Source organism: Burkholderia sp. SRS-25, assembly GCF_004343765.1.
Classification (GTDB): domain Bacteria; phylum Pseudomonadota; class Gammaproteobacteria; order Burkholderiales; family Burkholderiaceae; genus Burkholderia; species Burkholderia contaminans.
Genome location: NZ_PTXM01000004.1, coordinates 121,424 through 142,684 on the forward strand (window position 1 = coordinate 121,424; position 21,261 = coordinate 142,684).

A 21,261-nucleotide genomic window follows, 5' to 3' on the forward strand; every position below is an offset into this window, starting at 1 on the left:
AGGTTTGCGGCGAGACTGACTGAGGGCAGCCGGCGCGACTGCCGTCGACGCGTTCGTCGGCGCAGCGTCCGACCGCCGTTTTGAGAGTGGAAGCCATGTTGAAGAAGCAATTGTTTGCCGACCGACTTCTCGCGCAGATGCCGTCGCTTCGCGCGCTGCGCTGCTTCGTGACGGCGGCGCGCTACGAAAGCTTCACTCAGGCCGCCGAGGTGCTGTGCGTGACGCAGGCCGCGATCAGCCGGCAGATCAAGGAGCTCGAGGATTCGCTCGACGTCGCGCTGTTCGAGCGCACGGGCAGGCATATCGCGCTGACGGATGCCGGGCGGGTCCTGTACAACGCGTCGTACCTGTCGATCATGAACATCGCCGAGGCGGCGGAGGCCGTGCGCCGGACCGACAAGCACGCGCTGATGGTCTGCGCATCGCACACGTTTTCCGCACTGTGGCTGTCGTCGCGACTGCCCGCGTTTCGCGAGCGGTTTCCGGATATCCAGCTGCACGTGATCGTCACCGAGAATTTCATGGAGCTCGACGGCCTCATCGAGCCTGACGTGATCATCACGAAGAACCCGCCGCGCGCCCCGGAGTTCGAAGCCGAACCGCTGTTCCACGACATCGTGTATCCGGTGTGCAGCCCGTCGTTTCGCGAGCGGCATTTTCATGGCCGGTCGCTGAAGCCGCTGGACCTGCTGTCGTGCCCGACGCTGAACCTGTCGATGCTCGGTCGTGCCCAGGTGTGCGAGCACGTCGACTGGCGCGTGTGGCGCAACTGGTTCCAGCAGAGCGACGGCACCGAGACGCTGGCCGGGAGCAAATATCTGGAAAGCAACGACTACCGGCTGCTTGTCGCGCAGGCCGAGGCCGGCGAGGGCACGCTGCTGGGCTGGCACCACCTCGTGCACCGGCAGATCGACGCGGGCGTGCTGGTGCGCCCGGTGCAGGATGTCCTCGTGTTTCGTGATCGCCATCATTACCTGATCACGCACAGGAATGCGCACTCGCGGCCGGAGTACCGACTGTTTCGTCAGTGGCTGCGTGACGAGGTCGCCATCATGATGCGCGACTGGCTCGATGCCGGCGTCGAGATCAGTCGATGACACGTGGCCGCGGCCAGTCTCGATCGGCATCCGGCCCACTCTGCTAGAACGTATAGGCGACATTCAGGAACACGCTCAGCGGATTGAGCCGGAGCGTCGAGGTGGATACCACCGGCGTGCCGGTCGCGGTTTGTCCGTACAGCGTAAGGTGGGTCTTCACCGGCATGTAGTTGACCGAGGTGCCGACCGACCAGTGCTTCGTCAGCGCGTAATTCGCGCCGATCTCGAACACGGGGTTCCACGATGCGCTGAGGGTCGCGCGTGCCGAGCCGCCGGGCCCGAAGCTGTCCGAAATGAACTGGCTATTGGTCGCGCGAACCTGCGTGAACCACGTGTAGTTCACGCCGATGCCGAGGTACGGACGGAATTTCGATGCGGCTGCAAAGAGGTGGTAGCGAAGCTCGATCGCGGGCGGCATCGGCCGTGTCGTGCCGAGCGTGCCGTACTTCTGCAAGGTGCCGTCGCCGATCAGGTTCACTTTCAGCGGCATGCCCAGAAGTACCGCGACACCCAGATTGTCCGTGACGTAATACTCGGTCGTGATGCCCATCGTGTCGGTCGAACTCGCATGTGCGCCGGTACCGGCCACTTGCTGATTGACCGCGACGCCGCCGACACTTTGCACGGTCAGCGGCGTCGCGTCGCCCTGCGGCGCGATGTGCAGCCATCCCACCGACGTCGTGATGCTGCCGGCCGTCTGCGCATCCGCGCGGGCCGCAAGCGAAACCAGGCAGATACAAGCCGCCACGTTTGCTGCACTCATCGTCCTGTTGAAATTCATCTCGTGTCTCCTCTGTCTCGATCCGTTTTGCGAATGGCGATTCAATTTTCAAAACTAATATGGATTACTGATCAAAAAGCACGTACTGCCTTGAAGCGCGATAGTCATCCGGGCGACCGGAAATCTCCCGTCGCCCGGAATATGTCGTTGTCGGTCAGGCCGGCCGCATTGGTTGCGCGGCGATCGAGATCGAGAATGCAAACGGGAAACGCCCGAGCACCGAGCGCGCGGCGGCCTCGAGCGCCGGGTCGCTCAGTGCGACCGCGACCGACATCCTGCCCGTGTCGTCGGTGTTGACGTCGAGCGACGTGCACGGCGCGCCTGCCTGAGCCAACGCGGCCTGCAGCGCATCGCGTGTCTCGCGGCGCTTGAGCTCGGGCTTGAAGATCTTGCCGACGCCCGTGAGCGGGATGGCCGCCACGATCCGCACGTGCTTGGGCACCGCAGCCCGTTCCGCGATTTCCTGTTGCATGAACGCCGCGAGATCGTCCTCGGTAGCGTGCATGCCGGGCTTGAGCTGAACATACGCGACGGGCAGCTCGCCGGCATGTGCATCGGGACGCCCGACGGCGGCGGCAACCTGCACGGCCGGATGCCGATGGAGCGGTTCCTCGATCGACGCGGGATCGATATTGTGGCCGCCTCGAATGATCAGCTCCTTCTTGCGGCCGGTCAGCCAGAAGTACCCGTCGGCGTCGCGGCGGCCGAGGTCGCCGGTGTTCAGCCAGCGCCGGCCGTCGCCGAGATCGAGCCACAGCCCGTTGTTCTGGTCGGCACGCAGGTAGCCGCTGAACACGTTCGGCCCCGCGATGACGAGCAGCCCCGCCTCGTTTGCCGCGCAATCGCGCACATACCGTCCCGCATCGTCCACGACGACCGTCTTCATCGCCTGGAACGGGATGCGCAGCCCGATCGAGCCCAGCCGGCGCTCGCCGGTCGGCGGGTTGACGCTGCTCACGCACGTTCCTTCGGTCAGGCCGTAGCCTTCGAGGATCCGGATTCCCGTTTTTTCCTGGAACGCCTTGAACACGCCGACGGGCATCGGCGCCGCGCCGCACAGGCCGTATTCGAGCGAATCGATCGCATGACCGTCGACGGGAACGTCGAGCAGCGACGCATAGAGCGTCGGGACGCCACTGAAGAAATTGATGCGATGGTGTTCGACGATTTCCCAGAAACGTTTGACGACACCGTCCCCCCGGTAGCCCTGCGCCGTCCCGAGCACGACATGGGCGCCGCGCGAGAACGGCAGCAGGCCGGTCACCATCGCGGCATTGACGTGAAAGAGCGGCAAGCCGCAGAACGTCGTCTTGCCGGGGCCGATGCTGTCGCCGAGGAACCGGCTCGCGCTCCATGCGTTCGCGACTTCGTTGCCGTGGCTGCGCATCGCGATTTTGGGCAGGCCCGTGGTGCCGCCGGTGCAGAAGAACGACGACATGTCGTCGGGGCGGGCGCGGCGCGGATGATCGAGCGCGTCGCCGGATTCCCGCGCAATCGCCGTACCGAAGTCGTGGATCTCGATGTGTGCAGGCACCGCGGCGCGCAAGCCGCCATCGTCGCGCTCACACGTTCGCGCGGCGGGCGGCACCGTGCGGCCGCGCACACGATCCGCCGGATCGACCAGCACGAGGTGCCGCAGCGACTCGACCCGATCGACGATCGTGGCCACTTTCTGCCAGAGATCGATGCCGGGGAACGGCGCGAGCGTGACGAGCACGCACGCGCCGGCCGCCTCGAGCAGCCTGGCGATCGCTTCGCCTTCCAGCAGCGGATTGATCGCGCAGACGATGCCGGCCGCCTGCCCGCCCCAGATCACGAAATGCGTTTCCGGAAGATTGGGCAGCACATAGGCGATCACCGAATTCGCGCGCACGCCGATGCGGGTGAACATGTTCGCCGTCCGCGTGATGTCGCGCACCAGCTCGCGATAGGTCCAGCGCTCGGCGTCGCGGTGGGCGTCGGCGGTCGGAAAGAAGGACAGCGCGGGCGCGGACGGATCGATCGCCGCACCGGCGCAAATCATCTCGTACGTGCTGGCAGGCAGCGCCGGCGGAAAGCCTTGCGCTTCGAGCGCCAGTACGTCGTCGTGGGTCGCGATGCCGTTCATGCCGCTTCGTCCATGATTTCGTTGCGTTGCACACCCAGATCGATCGTGCCGTCACGGCTCGCGATCCGGGCTTCGACGATGTCGCCTGCCTTCAGGTACTGCGTGCGTCCCGCCTGCACCTTCATGAACATCTTCCACTTGACCGATTCGGGAAAGAGCGCGACGGCCCGCTGCTTGAGCGGCGACGGAATGCTGAGGGCGCAGCCGGCCGGCGTACCGGTCGCGAGCAGGTCGCCGGCGTGAAGGTCGTGCACGCCCGACAATTCCGTCAACGTCTCGGCCGGCCCATAGACGAGGTTCGACGTCGAATCCTGCTGACGCACCGCGCCGTTGACCGTCAACGTCAGGTCGAGCGCCTTCAGCTTCGGGAAGTCGCGCTGCTCGAGCAGGCACAGGTAAGGGCCGACCGGGCCGAACGTCCGGAAGCTCTTGCCCTTGTAGAACTGCATCTGCGGGATCTGGACGTCGCGCGCGGAGTAGTCGTTGACGATCACCGTGGCGGCGACGTAGTCGTGCAGGTTCGCGTCCGTGATCCGCTGGCGGCTCGTGATGTCGCGCTTGAGGATGAGGCCGAGCTCGATCTCGTAGTCGAGAAACCGCACTTGCCTCGGCTTCAAGACCGGCGAATTCGCGGCGACGATGCAACTCGTCGCCTTCGTGAAGATCATGTTGAACTTCTTCGCATCCGGATCCATGCCGGATTCGATCATGTGCTGGCGATAATTCGCGCCCTGGCAGACGAACTGCTGGTTGGCGGTGACGGGGGGCAGCCATTCCACGTCCGCCTCCGGAATCGTCGGTCCGTCGAGCGTGACGAGCCGCTCGACCGGGTTCGCCGCCAGAAAGCGCGCGGTCGTATCGAAGTCGCCGGGAATCGGCGTGACGGCGCCATCGGCGACGACGCCCCACTGGGCGCGGCCGTTGTGCCGGAAGTGCAGGACTAGCAGTGACATGTGTGGGTCTCTCGTGAGTCGAACAGGCGTCGGAGTCAGGCGAACAGTTTTGCGAGGGTCAGCAGCTTGCCGAGCGTCAGATCGGGGCTGCGGCGCAGGTTGCGAAGCAGCGCGGCAATGCTCGACGGCGTGAAGCGCGGCTTCGTGAAGCTGCGCGGCATCGTCGGGCCCCACTGCGCCATCGCTTCGCGGCTGACCGGGTGGATGCCGGTGGGTTCGTCGGCGGTAAACAGGTCGCCGTCGCAGTAGTGCTCGTGCTTGGCGCCCCACGGGTCTTGCCAGTAATCGAATACCTGGCTGCCGAGAATGTGCCGCCCGATGCCCCACGCGTGGGTCCAGCCGGCGTCGCGCAGCATGCGCTGGCCCATGCCGAGCGCGTCGGTGTCGACGACCTCGAACGCGCTGTGGCTGTAGGTCGACACGAAGCCCTGCGCGAGCGCGAGCGTGTGATGGTCGGCCGGCGTGTCGCCGCGGTCGAGCCGCATGAACGCGACCGCCGGCGATCCGTCCGGCAGCACCTGGACATCGCTCGGGATGAAACCGAAATGCCGCGTGTACCATGCGCACGTTTCCTGGAAATCGGCGATCTCGAGCACCACGTGGCCGATCCTGACGATCTCCGGTGGCGCGGCGGGCGGGCGCTGCGTGTCGTTGATGCGAACGCGCGCATCCACGGAGTTGAACGCGAGCGGCGCGCGGTGCGCCAGCGCCGGCAGTCGCGTCATGCCGGCCACTGCATCGACGCGAAAGCCGGCCGGATCGACGAGCCGCACGCGCTCGCCGCCGCCCGGCCACGCCGACGGCTCGATCCCCGACGCACCGGGCACGGCGGTCAGCGCACGGAGGTCCTCTCGGCTGTCGACCGCGAGCCCGAACCCGGCAAACGCCGGCTTGGGCGCGCGGCGCACCACGTAGCAGAAGCCGGACGCGCCGGTGGCGCGCAACAGCAGCAGGTCGGCATCGCGCGATGTGGTTCGCAATCCGAAGTCATTCAGGAAACGTTCGGCTTCGTCGAGATCCGGGCGCTCGAAGACCAGGTAGGCGAGGGCGGCGGCTCTCGTCGTGGGCCGCGGATGGCGGGCAGGCTGGGCGGTGGTGAGTTTCATGGCGATGGGGGCTCAGGAGGGACGGACGACGGATGAAACGGGAACGGGCATGGCGCGCGGCGCCGCGCCGAGCAGCGACAGGCTGTCGAGCACGATGCGCTCGACGTCGGCGGCCGGCCCGTCGTGGACGACGGTCTTGTCGGGGCGCACGACGGCCACCCAGCCGACGCGCGCCACGCCGGGAAGGAAGGTGCCTTCCAGGTCTTCCCAGCAATCGCGGCCGCCGCGATCCGGGCGCCGGCCGCGTTGCACGATCTGCACGATGGCGCCGCCGGCGCCCGCCAGCGCGGTCGTGGCGTCCGCCGTGAGCCCGACGCGCGGGTCGCAGCCGAAGCCGACCAGCGTGTAGCCGTGGCCGAGCACGTCGTCGCTCAGGCGCGCGGTGCCGTCGGCTCCCCTCAGCCATCCCTGTGCGAGCGTTGCGCCGCGCGTGAGCTTCGCGCCCGAGCGGCCGCGCACGAAGAGCCCGGTGCGGAACGCGTTCTTCGGCTTGATGCGCAATTCCTCGAGTTGCGCGCGCAGCACCGGCACGCAGCGCAGCGCGCGCATCAGCCCGTGCGTGGCGTACGCCAGGGCCGCGTTGCGCGGCATCACCAGGCGCCCCATGAGCTTCGCGAGCCGGATCATCGCGCGTGCGTGCGGCCGGCGTTCCGCGTCGTACGTATCGAGAATGCGCGGCTCGGCGCGGCCGAGCACCACCCATGCGAGCTTCCAGCCGAGGTTGGCCGCGTCGCGCAGCCCGGCGACGAGCCCCTGGCCGACGAACGGCGGCGTGATGTGCGCGGCGTCGCCCGCGAGAAAGACCCGGCCGTTGCAGAATGCGTCCACGGTGCGCGCGTGGAAGCGATAGACCGCCTTGCGCTCGATGGTGAGCTCGTCGACATTGCCCCACGGCGCGAGCAGTTCGCGAATGCGGGCATCCGACTCCATCTCGTCGCGACGCTCGCCCGGGTGCAGCATGAACTCCCAGCGCTCGCGCGCGCCGGGCGCGACCATGTGCGGAGTGGGGCGCCGATGGTCGCAAATGAACTCGACATGATCGATCGGCCGCGGCACGTGACGCGCATCGACGATGAGCCAGTCCTCGGCGTAGGTCTTGCCGTTGAACTGCTGGCCGATCAACTGGCGCACCTGAGAGCTTGCACCGTCCGCGCCGACCAGGTAGCGGGCACGGACCGTGTGCGCATGGCCGTGCTCGTCGGTCAGCGACGCAACGACGCCGTCGCGTTCGTCGACGAAACCTTCGAACGTCATCCCGAGTGCGACGTGTACGTTGTCGCGCTCGCGCAGCCGCGCGCGCAGGCAGCGTTCGAGATCGGGCTGGTAGAACGTCACGAGTTTCGGATGGCCGTCGAGCGTGCCGAGCGTATCGATCCGCGCGAATTCACCGAGTGCGGGCGAGCGCATCCGGACGTAAGGGATCGGCACCGTGTCGAAATCGCGTTCGTCGACGCCCGCCATCTGCAGGATGCGCAGCGCTTCGTTGTCGAGCGCGATGGCGCGCGGCGCCATGAAGATCCCGGTCGCCTTGTCGATCACCACGACCTTCACGCCGTGACGCGCCAGCAGGTTCGCGAGCGCGGCGCCGACCGGCCCGAACCCGACGATCAGGATGTCGGCCGCCGACGGCAGCCCGCGCGCGTCGGGCTGCGCCGCGCTGCCCGCGGCGCGCGAATGCGCGCCCGTTGCTTCAAATGTCTCCACCGTGTCTCCATTCGTCTGTCGATCTCGGCTGCCGCGTGCGACCGGATGTGTTGAGTGACATTAAAGTCATAGATGATGACTTTGTCAATGTAGACATTTGAATCTATACTCGACCCATATCAGAACCGGATCCGTCATGTCGAACACTCCGAAACGCCGGGCACCCAAACGTGCCGCCGCCGAGCCTGCCGTCGCCGCCGACGTCGCCGCGCCGGTTGCCGAAGAGCGCGAGCCGCGCGGGGCGCGGCGCAAGCGCGAAACCCGTGGCCGTCTGCTCGAGGCGGCGTTGAAGCTGATGGCTGAAAAAGGCATGGAAGGCGTGGCCATCAACGAGATCACCGAAGCCGCCGACGTCGGCTTCGGGTCGTTCTACAACCACTTCGAATCGAAGGAAGCGATCTACACGACGCTCGTGGAGACGGTATTCGAGGAGTTCGCCGATTCGCTGGATCGCCTGGCGAGCGGCCTGTCCGATCCCGCGGAGATCATTGCGGTGGCGGTCCGGCACACGCTGATGCGGGCACGCCGGGAGCCCGTGTGGGGCCACTTCCTGATACGCGAAGGTTTTTCCGCGCGGGTGCTGACGCTCGGCCTCGGTCAGCGGCTCTTGCGCGACATCGCGCGCGGGATCGCCGCACAACGCTTCGTCGTCGCCGATCCGTTCATCGGCTTCCTGTCGGTCGGCGGCACCGTGCTGACCGCGATCGCCGCGGAACTCAATTTCGTCGCCCCCGGCGCGCCCGCTGCCGACGTGCTCGCGGAACTCGGCTTCAGCGGCGAGCATTTTCCGGAACGCACGGCGGCCACGCTGCTGCAGACGCTCGGGCTCAAGCGCGCGGAAGCCGAGAAGATCGCGAGCCGGCCGCTGCCGGTGGTCGAGCCCGCCGACGCAACGCGCTGATCCGGTCGGGCACCCGGGATACCGGATGCCCGATGCGGTATGCCGCGTCGTCGCGACGCCGGTTCATCCCGCGCGACGCGCCGAACATTCATCGTCACGAGCGGCGGCGTGCATCGCCCCCCGGATTCGGTCCGGCGCGCCCCGCAGGCACGCACCCGGCCCGACGCGCGCCCCGCCGCGATCATTGCCGGGTGCCGACCGTCGCGCCTGCGTCGGGCGGCAGTTCGCCCATCGCCTGCAGCAGCGCGGCCGTATCGGTTGACCTGCCCCTACAAACAGGGCCAGCCGGAGTCTAGTAACGTTCGTTCTCGGAGAAGAAGAACATGATTCCGTGGCTCTCCCAAGGCGGTGCGAACAGACCAGGGCCACGAATTTACGAGCCGCGCGCTTGACCAGTGGTCGTATGCGAACGGCGTCACACCGAAGTTGATCCAGGCGGGCAAGCCGACGCAGAATGCGTACATCGAATCGTTCAACGGCAAGTTCCGCGACGAATGCCTTAACGAGCGCTGGTTCACGACGCTCGCGCACGCTCGGGCTGTCATCGCGGCATGGCGTCAGGACTATAACGAGCAAAGGCCGCACCGCACACTGAACTGGCTTGCGCCGTCAGAGTTTGCGGCGAAACATCGGGCAACCGCGGATGCTCCTGCCGCGTTCCAGGAGCTGGTTTAAAGGAACTTTGCTAGAAGCCCATTGGCCCTGTTGAAGGGGGCAGGTCAGACGAGCCACCATCCGCGACAGATCAGGGAGGTTGTCTTGAAAGACATCGATCGGGATTACGGTGCCGTCGAGTGGACAGTGCGGCTCGTCTCCCTCGTGTCTGCGGTCGCAGTCGCTGCGATTGCCATGAATTCTCGTAGTCGCGATCGCGTCATGCTGGTATCCACCCGGTAGAGCGAAGAAGCGCGTGCCCGCCGTATGATTGCACTCAACCGTCGAACAGGACGCCGGCGCCAGGCTCCGGCACGATTCCAGGTGGAATATTCCATGAAACGCCGTTCAGCAACAGTCGTCGCTGCATCGATTCTGGTCTTGCTAGGCATGGCGCTTGTTTCGCCGCTCACCCTTGCCGATGCACCCGCACGCCGGAAGGAGGTCGCGCAACACGGCGCGGACGTGATGCCGTTCTCGCTCGCGGCCACCACCCACATCTTCACGAAGACGGCCGACGGCGGCATCCAGCGGGTCGTCACGAAGCGTCCCGACGCGCGGCAGGCCGCGCTGATCCGCGGACATCTCGCCGCGATCGCCCGTCGCTTCTCGGAGGGAGACTTCGGCGCGCCTGAGCAGATCCACGGCAACGACATGCCAGGCCTCGCTGTATTGCGTGCTGCCCGGCGCGGAGAGCTGACGATCGAATATCACGACGTGCGCCGCGGCGGCGAAATCGTGTATCGCAGCGAGCAGCCTCGTCTTGTCGCCGCTCTGCACGACTGGTTCGATGCCCAACTGTCCGATCATGGGCACGACGCGATGGCCGGGCACGATCCGGACGCGATGCATCACCATCCGGCAGACGCTTCGACGCCGTGAACGCAGCGGAGGATTGAAATGAGTACGCCCGTTGAGGACATTCGCCGGGCAGCCGCCACGGACTTCGACCATATCCGCGCGTTGCTGGACACCTGCGGGCTGCCGGCGAGCGACCTCACGGCACGGAGCCTCGACGGCTTTCACGTCGCCGTGCGCGACGCCGCGATCGTCGGGGTGGCGGGACTGGAACAAACCGGCGACGCAGCCCTGTTGCGTTCGGTCGCGGTTCACCCGCGACTGCGCGCATCCGGTCTGGGTACCCGTCTTATCGACGCTTCCGTTGCGCTAGCGCAAACGCGATCGCTGCGCGCGCTTTACCTTATTCCGAATGATGAAGCAGCCCGCACCTTCTTTGCGCGGCGCGGCTTCACGCAGATCGAGCGAAACCACATTCCCGAGCTAATTCGCAATCTGCCCGAATTCACGCACCTTTGCCCGCAGACGCATCCGTGCTTGTGGAAACCCCTGAATCCCGATTGTTCCGAGGCGCTGCCATGAAGAAACTCGAAGTGTTCGATCCCGCGATGTGTTGCTCGACGGGGGTATGCGGTGTGGACGTGGACCCCGTGCTGGCGCAATTCGCCGCGGACCTGAAATGGGTCGAGGCGCACGGCGTCACCGTGTCCCGCTACAACCTGGGCCAGGAACCGCAAGCGTTCGCCGCCAACTCCGCGGTGGTCAAGGAAATGGAAGCCGGCATGGAACGGCTGCCGATCCTAGTGATCGATGGCCACATCGTATCGACGGGCATGTATCCGTCACGCCAGCAGCTTGTGCAGAAACTCGGCATCGCGCTGACCACGGCGGAAAAACCGCACATCAAGGCCGGCAGCTGCCGCGCGCCGGGCTCAGGCTGTTGCTAGAGCGCGACCATGTCCCTTCCTGAAACGCAAACCCGATATCTCTTTTTCACCGGAAAAGGCGGCGTCGGCAAGACTTCGCTTTCCTGTGCCACCGGCCTCGCCATGGCAGATGCCGGCAAGCGGGCGCTCATCGTCAGCACGGACCCGGCCTCCAATCTCGACGAGGTACTCGGCGTCGGCTTGAGTCAATCGCCGACGCCGGTGCCCGGGGCTCCGGGCCTGTTCGCGTTGAATATCGACCCCGAAGCGGCCGCGCAGGCATACCGGGACAGAATGGTCGGCCCCTATCGCGGAGTCTTGCCCGCGGCAGCGATCCGCAATATGGAAGAGCAGTTTTCCGGCGCCTGCACGGTCGAGATTGCCGCCTTTGATGAATTCTCCAAACTGCTCGGCGACCCGGCCGCGACGGCCGATTTCGATCACGTAATTTTCGATACGGCGCCGACGGGGCACACGCTGCGCCTCCTGACCTTGCCTTCGGCGTGGAACGAGTTCATATCGTCGTCGACGGGCGGTGCCTCCTGCCTCGGGCCGTTAGCCGGGCTGGAAAATCAGAAGGCGCTGTACGCGGGGACCGTCGAACGCCTGTCGAGTGCAGCGCAAACGACCGTCGTCCTGGTGAGTCGGCCCGAAGTCGCGGCACTGCGCGAAGCGAATCGCACGCGGCACGAGCTGGCCGAACTCGGCATTCGCAACCAGGTGCTGGCGATCAACGGCCTCTTCTCCACAGATCGCACCGACGACGCGATTGCGACCGCCATGGCGCTGCGCGCGCAACAGGCGCTGGCCGACATGCCGCGCGAGCTGGCTGGCTTACCGCAGACGCGCATTCCGTTTTTGCCGCGCGGCACGGTCGGGCTGGACGCGCTGCGCGACATGGCGCATCCCGAGCGCGTGCGCATGCCGACCGAACGCCGGATGCCCGACACCGCGTTGCCGCCTGGCCTGGGCGGCCTCGTAGACGAACTGTCGGCTGCGGGCCATGGCGTGATCATGACGATGGGTAAGGGCGGCGTAGGCAAAACTACGATAGCGGCCGCGATCGCTGTTGCGCTGGCCGGCCGCGGACACGGCGTGATCCTCTCGACCACGGACCCGGCCTCGCATGTGGCCGCTACCGTCGACGGCGTCGTGCCTCGCCTGAGCGTCACCCGCATCGATCCGGCGCGCGAAGTACAGCAGTACACCGAAGAGGTGCTGGCGAAAGCGGCATCGCACCTCGATGCGGGCGGCCGGGCCATGCTCGAGGAAGACTTGCGCTCGCCGTGCACCGAAGAAATCGCGGTCTTTCGCGCGTTCGCACGTACGGTGGATCAGGGCAAGTCCGGCTTCGTGGTGCTCGATACGGCGCCGACCGGGCACACCATTCTGCTGCTGGACGCAGCAGAGGGCTATCACCGCGAAGTGATGCGCACCCAGGGCGACATGCCCGAGTCGGTCCGTCAACTGCTGCCGCGCTTGCGCGACCCGGATTACAGCCGCATCCTGATCGTCACGTTGCCAGAAGCCACTCCCGTTCACGAAGCGGAACGCCTGAGCGCCGACCTCGCGCGCGCCGGAATTACGCCGTACGCGTGGGTCATCAACCAGTCGTTGCTGGCGAGCGGCACGACCGACCCGATGCTGTGTCAGCGGGGCACTTACGAGGTGCCGTTCGTGCGCCGCGTGGCGGACGATCTGGCGCAGCGCACCGCGCTCATTCCGTGGCTCGCTGAGGCACCGGTCGGGCGAGTTGGCCTCGAGCACATGATTTTGTCTCGGGCGACCAAGTAGTGCATTGCACCGCCCACCACCTTTAAGCTTAATGGGCTGCAAAGTACGCGGCTCAGGCGGGCCGTCTATTGTTGCGGCGTGACGAAGCCCGCGGCGAGTCCATCACACTGCAGATCGCCGGACCTGGCGATTTTGTGGCGGAAGCGAGTCTTTTTAGCGCGCGATACCACTGCGACGGCGTTTGCCCGGTCGCCAGTCAATTGCTGGTTCTGCCAGCCAAAACAGTGCTGGCGTCTCTGCGGCTCGATTCGACCTTTGCGATCGACTGGATCAGGCTCCTGTCCCAGGCGTTGATGCAATCCCGTGCACGCGCCGAGCGCCTCACGCTGAGATCACCGCGCGAGCGCATCCTGCATTGCCTGCGACTCGAAGGCGACGCCCGTGGCGTATTCACGGTACCGGAGTCGCTGATGCAGTGGTCACGCGCGCTTGGGATCGCACACGAGACCCTGTATCGCGTCTTGGCCGAACTTGAGCGGGAGGGATTCGTCGCGCGCGACGGGGCCCGGGTTGCCCTGACCAGAAATCCGCCGACGTGACCGGATCGATGGTCGTGGCGATTGCCGACCGTTGACCTGCGTCAACGGGGCTTCCCGGTATTCGCGATTGACTGACATCAACGTCGATGCGGTGAACGCCTCCAAATTCTTGCCGCAGGCGACTGTCGCGCGTCGCGAAGACAGCTACGCAGAAGTGTGTTTCGTCATCAGCCAGTGAGGCTTGCCATGCATGAAAGAGTCCTCATTTCCGCCACCGACTTGGCGGAACTCATGAAAATGATGCCGGCGGTGCTCATCGACACGAGAGACGCTGCCAATTACGCGGAAGCCCACTTGCCCGGTGCAGTCAACATCCACGAGATATTCACGTATCTGGCAATGTCGACGCCGCAAGGCATAGCGGCGTTGCGCGAGACCTTCGCCGACGCCTTCGGCAAGGTCGGGTTGTCCGGGCACGAAACAGCAGTCGTCTATGAGCAGTCTATGACAACGGGTTTTGGACAGTCCTGCCGGGGCTACGTGTTGCTCCGCTATCTCGGTTATCCGAAAGACAAGATCAAGGTGCTCCACGGCGGGTTCAGTGCCTGGCGCGCAACCGGGCTACCGAGCACGACCGACGTACCGGCGCCGACGCCCGTCAGGTTTCCCGTCGGAGCGGAGGGCGCCGGCATTCTGGTGGATCTGAACGAGATGAAAGTCGCGGTCGCCGACCCACACGTGGTGAAACTCGACGTGCGGGACGTCGACGAGTGGATTGGGGAAAGCTCATCTCCGTACGGTAAAGACTTTTGCCCGCGAAAAGGTCGCATTCCAGGCTCGGTGTGGCTCGAGTGGTACCGCATGCTGAAGCCGACACCGGCCGGCCAGATGTTCAAGTCTCCAGCAGAGATTCTGGCGGAATGCGCGACAGTCGGGATTCAGCAGGATACGCCGGTCGTCGTTTTCTGCTTCAAGGGCGCGCGGGCGTCCACAACGTTCGTTGCTCTCGAGGAAGCCGGCATCAGGAACGTGCGGCTATACCTCGGCTCCTGGAACGAATGGTCCCGTGACTTCTCACTTCCGATCGAAGAGGGGGTGCCCTACTGACGCCACACCGCTGCGGCAAGTTGATCTGCCCGTGGGCGCGTCCGCAGGTTGTCGGTCAAGCCGCCTGATTGAACCGGTTCCCCGGTTGTGGCTTGTTTTGTGCAGACACAAATGACCATTATCGAAGCGCTCTGGCTGAATTGGCAGTAATGCCTTTTTTACAGGGACGCGAAAACCGCATGCCACATATCACCGTGGGCCCCTCCGCGGTTCGACCCTGGGTAGCGCGGTATTGAAGGTGCCTCGTCCATGGAAGAGACCGTGACGCTGGAATCGACTGCCGGACTGTCGACTGTCGAAGCGCGCGAGCGCGCGAAAAAATTCGGACCGAACACAATCCGCGAACAGGCGGCGCCATACTGGCGTGTGCTATTGCCCAAGTTCTGGGCACCGGTGCCTTGGCTACTTGAAGCCGCCATCGTGCTGCAGATTGGCATGGGCGCTTACATCGAGGCGGCTGTCGTCGGCGCACTGCTCGTATTCAACGCCGTACTCGGCATCGTTCAGGAACACAGAGCCGGCGTCGCGCTCGCCGCACTCAAACAAAGACTCGAACCGAACGCGCTTGTTTGCCGCGACGGCCAATGGACACGCTTGCCTGCGGCGGATCTCGTGCCTGGTGACGCAGTGCAGCTGGCACTTGGGGGCGTGGTGCCGGCAGATGTGCGCGTGACGAGGGGCTCCGTGATGGTGGATCAATCGATGCTGACCGGAGAGTCCGTACCTGTCGAGGTTCAGCTTGGCGGGATAGTCCATGCGGGCTCGCTCGTCAGGAGCGGGCGGGCATCAGCCATGGTCACGGCGACGGGCGCACGTACTTACTTTGGCCGCACCGTCGAACTCGTTCGGATCGCGCACGCGCCAAGTTCCGAACAGCACGCGGTGCTCGCCGCAGTGAAAGGCCTCGGACTCGTTAACGGGATCGTCGCGCTCGTCTCGGTGGGATATGCGTATCTTCTCGGGTTTCCGGGCGCCGAACTGATGCGTCTTGCGCTCACGGCTTTGCTGGCAACGGTGCCGGTGGCGCTGCCGGCTACGTTCACGCTCACCGCGGCGCTCAGTGCGCTTGCGCTGAGCCGTCGCGGTGCATTGCTCACGCGTTTATCCGCGGTGCACGAGGCGGCAGCCATGGACGTGCTCTGCTCCGACAAGACTGGCACGCTCACTCAGAATGCGCTGGAAGTCGAAGAAACCTCGCCAATGCCGGGCTTTGATCGCGAGCGTTTGCTGTTTCTAGCCGCAATGGCAAGTTCTCGTACCGGTGATGATCCGCTCGATGCAGCCGTTCAGCGAGCTGCAGCGTCGTTGATTCCCGCGCGATACGATCGAGAACCGACACGCTTCGTCCCGTTCGATCCGGAGACGAAAATATCAGAAGCCTATCTGTCGGACGATGGCCATGAGCCGATGCGTGTAGTAAAGGGCGCGCTGCAGGCGATCGAGCAGATTGCTGATGTAGCGCCAGGCGCACGTGCGAAGTCAGACGAGCTTGCCAATCAAGGTCACCGGATCATTGCGGTCGCGGTAGGAGCACCGGGGAGTTCGATGCAGCTGGCCGGGTTAATCGCACTGAGCGATCCTCCACGTGCTGATTCCGCCCAACTCATCGGAGCGCTCAAGGGGCTCGGTGTGCGCACTGTGATGGTTACGGGGGATTCGGCCGCCACAGCCTCCGTCATTGCCGGGAAAGTGGGGCTTCGGCCCACACCGTATCCTGCCGCAGCCTCATACCATCACGCCGATCTTCAACAGTTCGACGTCTACGCCCGTGTACTGCCGGAGGACAAGTACCGTCTCGTGGAGGAACTGCAACATAGCGGACACGTTGTCGGCATGTGCGGAGATGGAGCCAATGATGCGCCCGCACTGAGTCAGGCGCAGGTCGGGATCGCCGTTTCATCCGCCACGGATGCGGCGAAGGCAGCGGCCGCGATCGTTCTGACGGAACCGGGGTTGGCAGGCATTCTCTCGACCGTCCACGAAGGTCGCTCCGCGTTCCGGCGTCTTCAGATCTATGCATTAAACATGCTGGTGAAGAAGATCGAGGTCGTGTTGCTGTTGGCTTATGGTCTCGTGGTTGTCCATCGTGCGTTGCTCACCCCGATGATGATGGTGTTGCTGCTCGTCACAAACGATTTCCTGACGATGTCCTTGACGACTGACCGGGCAAGACCGGCACCGGCACCGTCTGTTTGGCACATGCGCCGCATCGTCACCGCAGCCACCATTTTCGGGAGCTGCAAGCTGCTCTTTTCTGGCGGCATCGTGGCCGCCGGCGCGTTGTACGGTCGCTTTCCAATCAGAGAATTGCAAAGCCTGAGCTTCCTCGCGATCGCCTTCGGCAATCAGGCGGTGCTTTATGTATTACGCGAGCGCGGCCATCTCTGGCATTCACGGCCGGGCCGGTGGCTACTGCTGTCATCCGCGATCGACGTCACGATCGTCTCGGGGCTCGTACTGTCAGGTACGCTGATGGCCAGGTTACCGTGGTCGCTGGTGGGAGCCGTGGCAATGACCGCGATCGGGTTTGCGCTGCTTCTGGATCAACTGAAGATACCGGTCGAAGCGGCGCTACGGCTTCGCTAGACTGAGCGAACCAGGTTTGGCGAGAAGAGGCGGGCGCCGACATCCGACCGACCGCCTGCGCGCGTCCGTCAGCCCTTCGGTTGAAACGTAAGAACGATGCTCGCTGGCGTCGCGCCGTCGATATCCCGTGGCATCGGGTCCGACTTCTCGACCGCTGCCAGCACAGCACGGTCCCACTGCGGGTTACCGCTGGAACGTTGCATCCTGACGCTGAGCAGCGCCCCGCTGGGGGCGCACGTGACAGCGATGACGGCAGATGGATTGCCTGGGATCTCGAACGGCACGACGACGTTGGCGCGCACCCGGCGGGCTACCGTCTTTGCATAGTCCTGAGACGCAGCAACGTCAATCTTCGGCGGAGGCCCGCCGGCGATGTCCTGCAGTGCCGCGAGCCGAGCGGTACGTTCGCGCTCAATTTCGCCGTCTGCTTGCGCAGTCACGGTCGTGGCGATCGGCAACCGGGGCCGGCGTGCTGCGATCGCGCTGATCCTCAAGGCTGGCGCCTTCAGACGCTGGGGTTTGATGGTGATCCCGTGAAGATGGCGCGCAACGGGCACCAGCGCGTTCACGGTTCCGAGTTCGGCAGACGGAGTCCGAACGAGTGATACCGACGCCGGGTTGGCGGTATGCTGGGCCGACGTCGTCAACAGCAACGGCGTGCCGGGCGCCTTAATTACCGTATCCGTTCCAGTGGGGGCGTGGTGGTGCGACAGGCCTGCGCTGGAAATCACCATCGCCGCCAGCAGGACGTGTAGAGCCACCGCCAGTCCAAACGCTCGCCCCGTGCCGTGCTCGCGCGGCGGCCAAACAGGCAGGTTGAATTTCGTGCTCATGGCTGCTTAGCGCCGGCCTGCGCACCCCGTGAGCGCGCCTCGAACCGGTGCTCCGTTCGCTACTCATTTCAGTTTAGTCGCCGCACGGAGGTAAATCAGAATGGGTGACTGCCGGCGGACTTCCGGCGACCATTCGACAGCATTGGGTACCCCGTTGCCAAAACGTAAGGACGATGGCCACCGGCGTCGCCCCGTTTTTCCATCATTTTTGGGATCAGACCGCAAACCTTTGTCGCATCTGGATCGGGATACCCCTGAAAAAGTACGAAAAACAGGGGGGTGCTATTCCGAGGCCCCGAACCTCGAATCGCTCGCGGCGACACCAATATTCCTGAGCAGCATCCTCGGCGTACCGGTAGCCAGCGCTCCGGTGCACCAAGACAGCGACGATTCGGCCGGCTAGCTCGAGCATTAGTCTCCGGTGGGAAGTCGCCGAGACCGGCGCAAATTCACATTGCAAACGTCGATCGAGACGGGCCGGCGGCAACTTTGTTCCGACCGACTGCCTTCGCGTGGTACAACGCGTCATCGGCCGCTTTGATCACCGCCCCCACATCGACATCCTCTTCCGGGGTCCAACTGGCTAGACCGATGCTGGCCGTCACGCGCCCAAACTCGCTGCTCGAATGTACGATCATCAAGCCACTGATCGCAGCCCGAATCCTTTCGGCGATAAGTGCTGCGGTCGTAGGTGGTGTGTCGGGTAGAAGTATTACGAACTCTTCGCCACCATAGCGGGCCGCGCGGTCGCTCGGAATGCGAATATTCTCGCCGATGCACCTCGCGACTGCGGCTAGTGCGTCGTCTCCGGCCTGGTGACCGTAGGTATCGTTGTACGCCTTGAAGCGGTCAATATCGACGAACAGCAGTGAAAACACGGAGCGCGCCTGACGCGCGCGGCGCCATTCCTGATCGAGAATCTCCCCGAACGTACGACGATTGTTGAGTCCGGTAAGGCCATCAATGCGCGCTAGCAGTACCAGCTCGGACTCCGCCCGCATTCGGCGCCGCAGTTGCGCACTCAGCAAGAGGGACAGAGCGATGGAGCCAGCCCCGGACGCCGCCACCAGTGAGCCGATTGTGATCGCGCGGTGCCGCCACCCGGCATAGATGTCCTGCTCAGCTTCGGCCACCATGATGATCAACGGTAGATTCGGCAGATTCTTGAAGTAGTAGTGCCGCCGCACGCCATCGATCGACGCCGTTTCCGAGAACGTGCCCTCCGGGCTAGCCCGGAAACGCCGGAAAGTCACCGCCTGGCTGATGTCGCGCCCGATAATGCGCACGTCGAACGGCTGGCGCATGAACATGATTCCATCCTTGCCAATCAGGGACATCGAACCATGGGTGCCGAGCGCAAGGCCAGCGAACAATCTGTTGAAATATTCGAGATTGATCGTGAGCACCACAATGCCGGAAAATGCGCCGTTGGCGTTCGAAAGACGTCGCGACAACGCGAGGCTGCGGGTGCCACCGCGTAGGCGCGACACATATGGATCGCTAACGTAGAGCCCAATGTCGGGGTGATCGCGCTGGATCATGAAGTACTTCCGATCGGCAAAATTGCCCTTACGCGGTACGTCACTTTCCGAGTCGAGGACGATATCGCCGGCTGCGTTCAGCACAAGCATCGCGCCAATGTACTGGGCGGTCATGGCATGGTCAAACAGCACGGCTCGCCGCAGGGCGGGGGAGGCAGCCATCACATCGGGCCGTTGCAGTCCGTGAATCACAGCCTGCAATGACAGGTCGTAGAGCTCAAAATTGCGCTCGATATCTCTCTCTGCCATCAGACCAAGATTGCGCGAAGTTTCGCTTGCGCGATCAAGCGCGTCCTGACGGCTCTGGAGCAACTGAAAAACGCACAGACCCATCAGTGTAAAAGCGATCAGGACACCGAGCACCACGACATAGTAAGGTGCCGCCGACCGAGGCTGCATGGATATCCTCACTAAACGGGTGCCTAGGATGACCCTCGATTTCGCATACTAGAAAGGCGGGCTTCCGAATGCAAGCGCGGATTGCCCGAGGTCACGGACATAATGGCAATTGATCACCGCATCAAGTCGGTTCGATAGTGAGAACTCCGTTTTTTCGCGTTGCACCAATTGAACGGCATTCTCTTGCTCACGGAGTAGTTTCAAGTGTGAAGCCACTCCAATCTGGACGAGATTTGTCTGTTTTTCAAATTTTTTCCGGTGCTCGCCTTGATCGCATCGCGAAGCTCGTGACTGTCGATCTATTCGAGTAGAAACACCGTGAAAGGGAAAACGGCGAACTCGCGTGGCGCGAGGTAGGGACGAGGACCAGAAAGGACGTGCTGTCACATTTTAGTCACATTGCGACTCTATCGTCTCGGCACCCGACGAATTGGCGTCGAACTGGAGATGATATGAGGATTTCCGCCCTTGCCGGCCTTGTGCTTGCCGCTTTCACAGCCAGCACCCACGCTGCGGACATTACTGGCGCAGGGAGCACATTCGCCGCTCCCATTTATACGAAGTGGGCCGACGCCTACCAGAAGTCGGGAGGCGGCAAGGTTAACTACCAAGGCATCGGTTCGTCCGGTGGTATCAAGCAAATCAACGCGAAAACCGTCGATTTTGCCGGCTCGGACGCACCGCTAAAAGATGACGAACTGACCAAGGACGGCCTGTTCCAATTTCCGACGGTCGTCGGCGGCGTAGTGCCCGCAGTGAACCTGCCCGGCATCAAGCCGGGCGAGATCGTTCTCTCGGGTCAGGTCCTTGGCGACATCTACCTCGGCAAGATCAAGAAGTGGAACGACCCGGCAATCACCTCGCTGAATCCGAAGGTCAATCTGCCGGATACGGACATTGCCGTGGTGCGCCGCGCCGACGGCTCGGGCACGAGCTTCATCTGGACGAACTACCTGTCGAAGGTGAACCCGGAATGGAAGGCGAAGGTAGGCGAAGGCACGACGGTCAACTGGCCGACGGGTACCGGCGGCAAAGGTAACGACGGCGTTGCGGCGTTCGTGCAGCGTCTGCCGGGTGCGATCGGCTACGTCGAGTGGGCCTATGCGAAGCAAAATCACATGGACTACACGGCTATGAAAAACTCGTCGGGCGCCGTGGTTCAGCCGCAGACGGAAACCTTCAAGGCCGCTGCCGCCGGCGCAGACTGGAAGAAGTCGTTTTACCAGATCCTGACGAACGAACCGGGCAAGGACGCATGGCCGGTGGTTGGCGCGACGTTTGTGCTGTTGCATACGGTACAGGACAAGCCGGAGCAGGCGAAGGAAACGCTCAAATTCTTTGAATGGTCATTCAAGAACGGCACGTCGGCCGCCGACAGCCTCGACTACATTTCGCTGCCGCAATCGGTGGTGGGCGAGATCGAGAGTCAATGGAAGGTCAGAGTCAAGGACGCGACCGGCAAACCCGTCGCACCGTAATCGCGATGGGAGTCCCC

General features: G+C 64.1%; 17 protein-coding genes and 1 pseudogene. 11 read left to right on the forward strand and 7 right to left on the reverse strand.

Annotation, left to right across the window (positions count from 1 at the left end; genetic code table 11):
• Positions 1-95: 95 nt before the first annotated feature.
• Complete coding sequence (locus tag C5O79_RS05170; RefSeq protein ID WP_122477798.1) at positions 96-1,097, forward strand: LysR substrate-binding domain-containing protein; 1,002 nt, start codon at positions 96-98, stop codon at positions 1,095-1,097.
• Between the two features lie 43 nt (positions 1,098-1,140).
• Here C5O79_RS05170 and C5O79_RS05175 read toward each other — a convergent pair whose 3' ends face one another.
• From C5O79_RS05175 to C5O79_RS05195, 5 genes are all read right to left on the reverse strand, one after another.
• Positions 1,141-1,878 carry an OmpW family outer membrane protein gene (locus C5O79_RS05175; RefSeq protein ID WP_122477796.1) on the reverse strand — a complete coding sequence of 246 codons (738 nt, stop codon included), beginning with the start codon at positions 1,876-1,878 and terminating at the stop codon, positions 1,141-1,143.
• A 154-nt stretch (positions 1,879-2,032) separates the two neighbouring features.
• Complete coding sequence (locus tag C5O79_RS05180; protein ID WP_122477793.1) at positions 2,033-3,985, reverse strand: acyl-CoA synthetase; 1,953 nt, start codon at positions 3,983-3,985, stop codon at positions 2,033-2,035.
• Positions 3,982-4,938, reverse strand: a complete 957-nt coding sequence (locus tag C5O79_RS05185) for a fumarylacetoacetate hydrolase family protein (RefSeq protein WP_122477790.1) — start codon at positions 4,936-4,938, stop codon at positions 3,982-3,984. Before C5O79_RS05185 ends, C5O79_RS05180 begins: the two co-directional genes overlap by 4 nt.
• Before the next feature lie 35 nt (positions 4,939-4,973).
• Positions 4,974-6,044 (reverse strand): VOC family protein, encoded by a 1,071-nt coding sequence (locus C5O79_RS05190; RefSeq protein WP_046546899.1) that lies wholly within the window; start codon positions 6,042-6,044, stop codon positions 4,974-4,976.
• A gap of 12 nt (positions 6,045-6,056) precedes the next feature.
• Entirely contained in the window at positions 6,057-7,676 is a 1,620-nt protein-coding gene (locus C5O79_RS05195; protein ID WP_236862434.1) for a bifunctional 3-(3-hydroxy-phenyl)propionate/3-hydroxycinnamic acid hydroxylase, read from the reverse strand.
• Positions 7,677-7,884: 208 nt separating this feature from the next.
• Between C5O79_RS05195 and C5O79_RS05200 the strand changes: the two genes are divergently transcribed.
• The 9 genes and pseudogenes from C5O79_RS05200 to C5O79_RS05240 all read left to right on the forward strand — a co-directional run bounded on the left by C5O79_RS05200 (position 7,885) and on the right by C5O79_RS05240 (position 16,993).
• On the forward strand, positions 7,885-8,649 hold the full coding sequence (locus C5O79_RS05200; protein WP_122477784.1) for a TetR/AcrR family transcriptional regulator: 765 nt from the start codon (positions 7,885-7,887) through the stop codon (positions 8,647-8,649).
• A gap of 327 nt (positions 8,650-8,976) precedes the next feature.
• Positions 8,977-9,324 (forward strand): annotated as a pseudogene (locus C5O79_RS05205) (integrase core domain-containing protein); the annotation flags it as partial.
• A gap of 315 nt (positions 9,325-9,639) precedes the next feature.
• Positions 9,640-10,185, forward strand: a complete 546-nt coding sequence (locus tag C5O79_RS05210) for an aspartate carbamoyltransferase (protein WP_122477779.1) — start codon at positions 9,640-9,642, stop codon at positions 10,183-10,185.
• 18 nt (positions 10,186-10,203) lie between these two features.
• A complete protein-coding gene (locus C5O79_RS05215; RefSeq protein WP_122477776.1) occupies positions 10,204-10,683 on the forward strand; it encodes a GNAT family N-acetyltransferase in 480 nt (159 codons plus the stop codon).
• On the forward strand, positions 10,680-11,048 hold the full coding sequence (gene arsD / locus C5O79_RS05220) for an arsenite efflux transporter metallochaperone ArsD (protein ID WP_046546893.1): 369 nt from the start codon (positions 10,680-10,682) through the stop codon (positions 11,046-11,048). The genes C5O79_RS05215 and arsD overlap by 4 nt, the downstream gene beginning before the upstream one ends.
• A gap of 9 nt (positions 11,049-11,057) precedes the next feature.
• Positions 11,058-12,821, forward strand: coding sequence for an arsenical pump-driving ATPase (arsA, locus tag C5O79_RS05225; RefSeq protein WP_131931225.1), 1,764 nt, complete (start codon positions 11,058-11,060; stop codon positions 12,819-12,821).
• 68 nt (positions 12,822-12,889) lie between these two features.
• Entirely contained in the window at positions 12,890-13,360 is a 471-nt protein-coding gene (locus C5O79_RS05230; RefSeq protein ID WP_053060349.1) for a Crp/Fnr family transcriptional regulator, read from the forward strand.
• Between the two features lie 186 nt (positions 13,361-13,546).
• Entirely contained in the window at positions 13,547-14,407 is an 861-nt protein-coding gene (locus C5O79_RS05235; RefSeq protein WP_047853353.1) for a sulfurtransferase, read from the forward strand.
• Positions 14,408-14,656: 249 nt separating this feature from the next.
• Positions 14,657-16,993 (forward strand): HAD-IC family P-type ATPase, encoded by a 2,337-nt coding sequence (locus tag C5O79_RS05240; RefSeq protein WP_047853354.1) that lies wholly within the window; start codon positions 14,657-14,659, stop codon positions 16,991-16,993.
• A gap of 68 nt (positions 16,994-17,061) precedes the next feature.
• Here the strand turns inward: C5O79_RS05240 and C5O79_RS05245 are convergent, their stop codons facing one another.
• Both C5O79_RS05245 and C5O79_RS05250 read right to left on the reverse strand, forming a co-directional pair.
• Positions 17,062-17,826, reverse strand: a complete 765-nt coding sequence (locus C5O79_RS05245; RefSeq protein WP_053060350.1) for an energy transducer TonB — start codon at positions 17,824-17,826, stop codon at positions 17,062-17,064.
• 449 nt (positions 17,827-18,275) lie between these two features.
• A complete protein-coding gene (locus tag C5O79_RS05250; protein ID WP_047853356.1) occupies positions 18,276-19,766 on the reverse strand; it encodes a sensor domain-containing diguanylate cyclase in 1,491 nt (496 codons plus the stop codon).
• 452 nt (positions 19,767-20,218) lie between these two features.
• On the opposite strand from C5O79_RS05250, the gene pstS reads away from it, so the two are divergent.
• Positions 20,219-21,244: a phosphate ABC transporter substrate-binding protein PstS gene (gene pstS / locus C5O79_RS05255; protein WP_047853357.1), complete on the forward strand. Its 1,026-nt coding sequence runs from the start codon at positions 20,219-20,221 to the stop codon at positions 21,242-21,244.
• Positions 21,245-21,261: the final 17 nt, after the last annotated feature.

Bases quoted from the DNA above. Each gene is read 5' to 3' on its own strand.
- C5O79_RS05170 (WP_122477798.1), top strand. From the start codon at position 96: ATGTTGAAGAAGCAATTGTTTGCCGACCGACTTCTCGCGCAGATGCCG.
- C5O79_RS05175 (WP_122477796.1), bottom strand. From the start codon at position 1,878: ATGAATTTCAACAGGACGATGAGTGCAGCAAACGTGGCGGCTTGTATC.
- C5O79_RS05180 (WP_122477793.1), bottom strand. From the start codon at position 3,985: ATGAACGGCATCGCGACCCACGACGACGTACTGGCGCTCGAAGCGCAA.
- C5O79_RS05185 (WP_122477790.1), bottom strand. From the start codon at position 4,938: ATGTCACTGCTAGTCCTGCACTTCCGGCACAACGGCCGCGCCCAGTGG.
- C5O79_RS05190 (WP_046546899.1), bottom strand. From the start codon at position 6,044: ATGAAACTCACCACCGCCCAGCCTGCCCGCCATCCGCGGCCCACGACG.
- C5O79_RS05200 (WP_122477784.1), top strand. From the start codon at position 7,885: ATGTCGAACACTCCGAAACGCCGGGCACCCAAACGTGCCGCCGCCGAG.
- C5O79_RS05210 (WP_122477779.1), top strand. From the start codon at position 9,640: ATGAAACGCCGTTCAGCAACAGTCGTCGCTGCATCGATTCTGGTCTTG.
- C5O79_RS05215 (WP_122477776.1), top strand. From the start codon at position 10,204: ATGAGTACGCCCGTTGAGGACATTCGCCGGGCAGCCGCCACGGACTTC.
- arsD (WP_046546893.1), top strand. From the start codon at position 10,680: ATGAAGAAACTCGAAGTGTTCGATCCCGCGATGTGTTGCTCGACGGGG.
- arsA (WP_131931225.1), top strand. From the start codon at position 11,058: ATGTCCCTTCCTGAAACGCAAACCCGATATCTCTTTTTCACCGGAAAA.
- C5O79_RS05235 (WP_047853353.1), top strand. From the start codon at position 13,547: ATGCATGAAAGAGTCCTCATTTCCGCCACCGACTTGGCGGAACTCATG.
- C5O79_RS05240 (WP_047853354.1), top strand. From the start codon at position 14,657: ATGGAAGAGACCGTGACGCTGGAATCGACTGCCGGACTGTCGACTGTC.
- C5O79_RS05245 (WP_053060350.1), bottom strand. From the start codon at position 17,826: ATGAGCACGAAATTCAACCTGCCTGTTTGGCCGCCGCGCGAGCACGGC.
- C5O79_RS05250 (WP_047853356.1), bottom strand. From the start codon at position 19,766: ATGCAGCCTCGGTCGGCGGCACCTTACTATGTCGTGGTGCTCGGTGTC.
- pstS (WP_047853357.1), top strand. From the start codon at position 20,219: ATGAGGATTTCCGCCCTTGCCGGCCTTGTGCTTGCCGCTTTCACAGCC.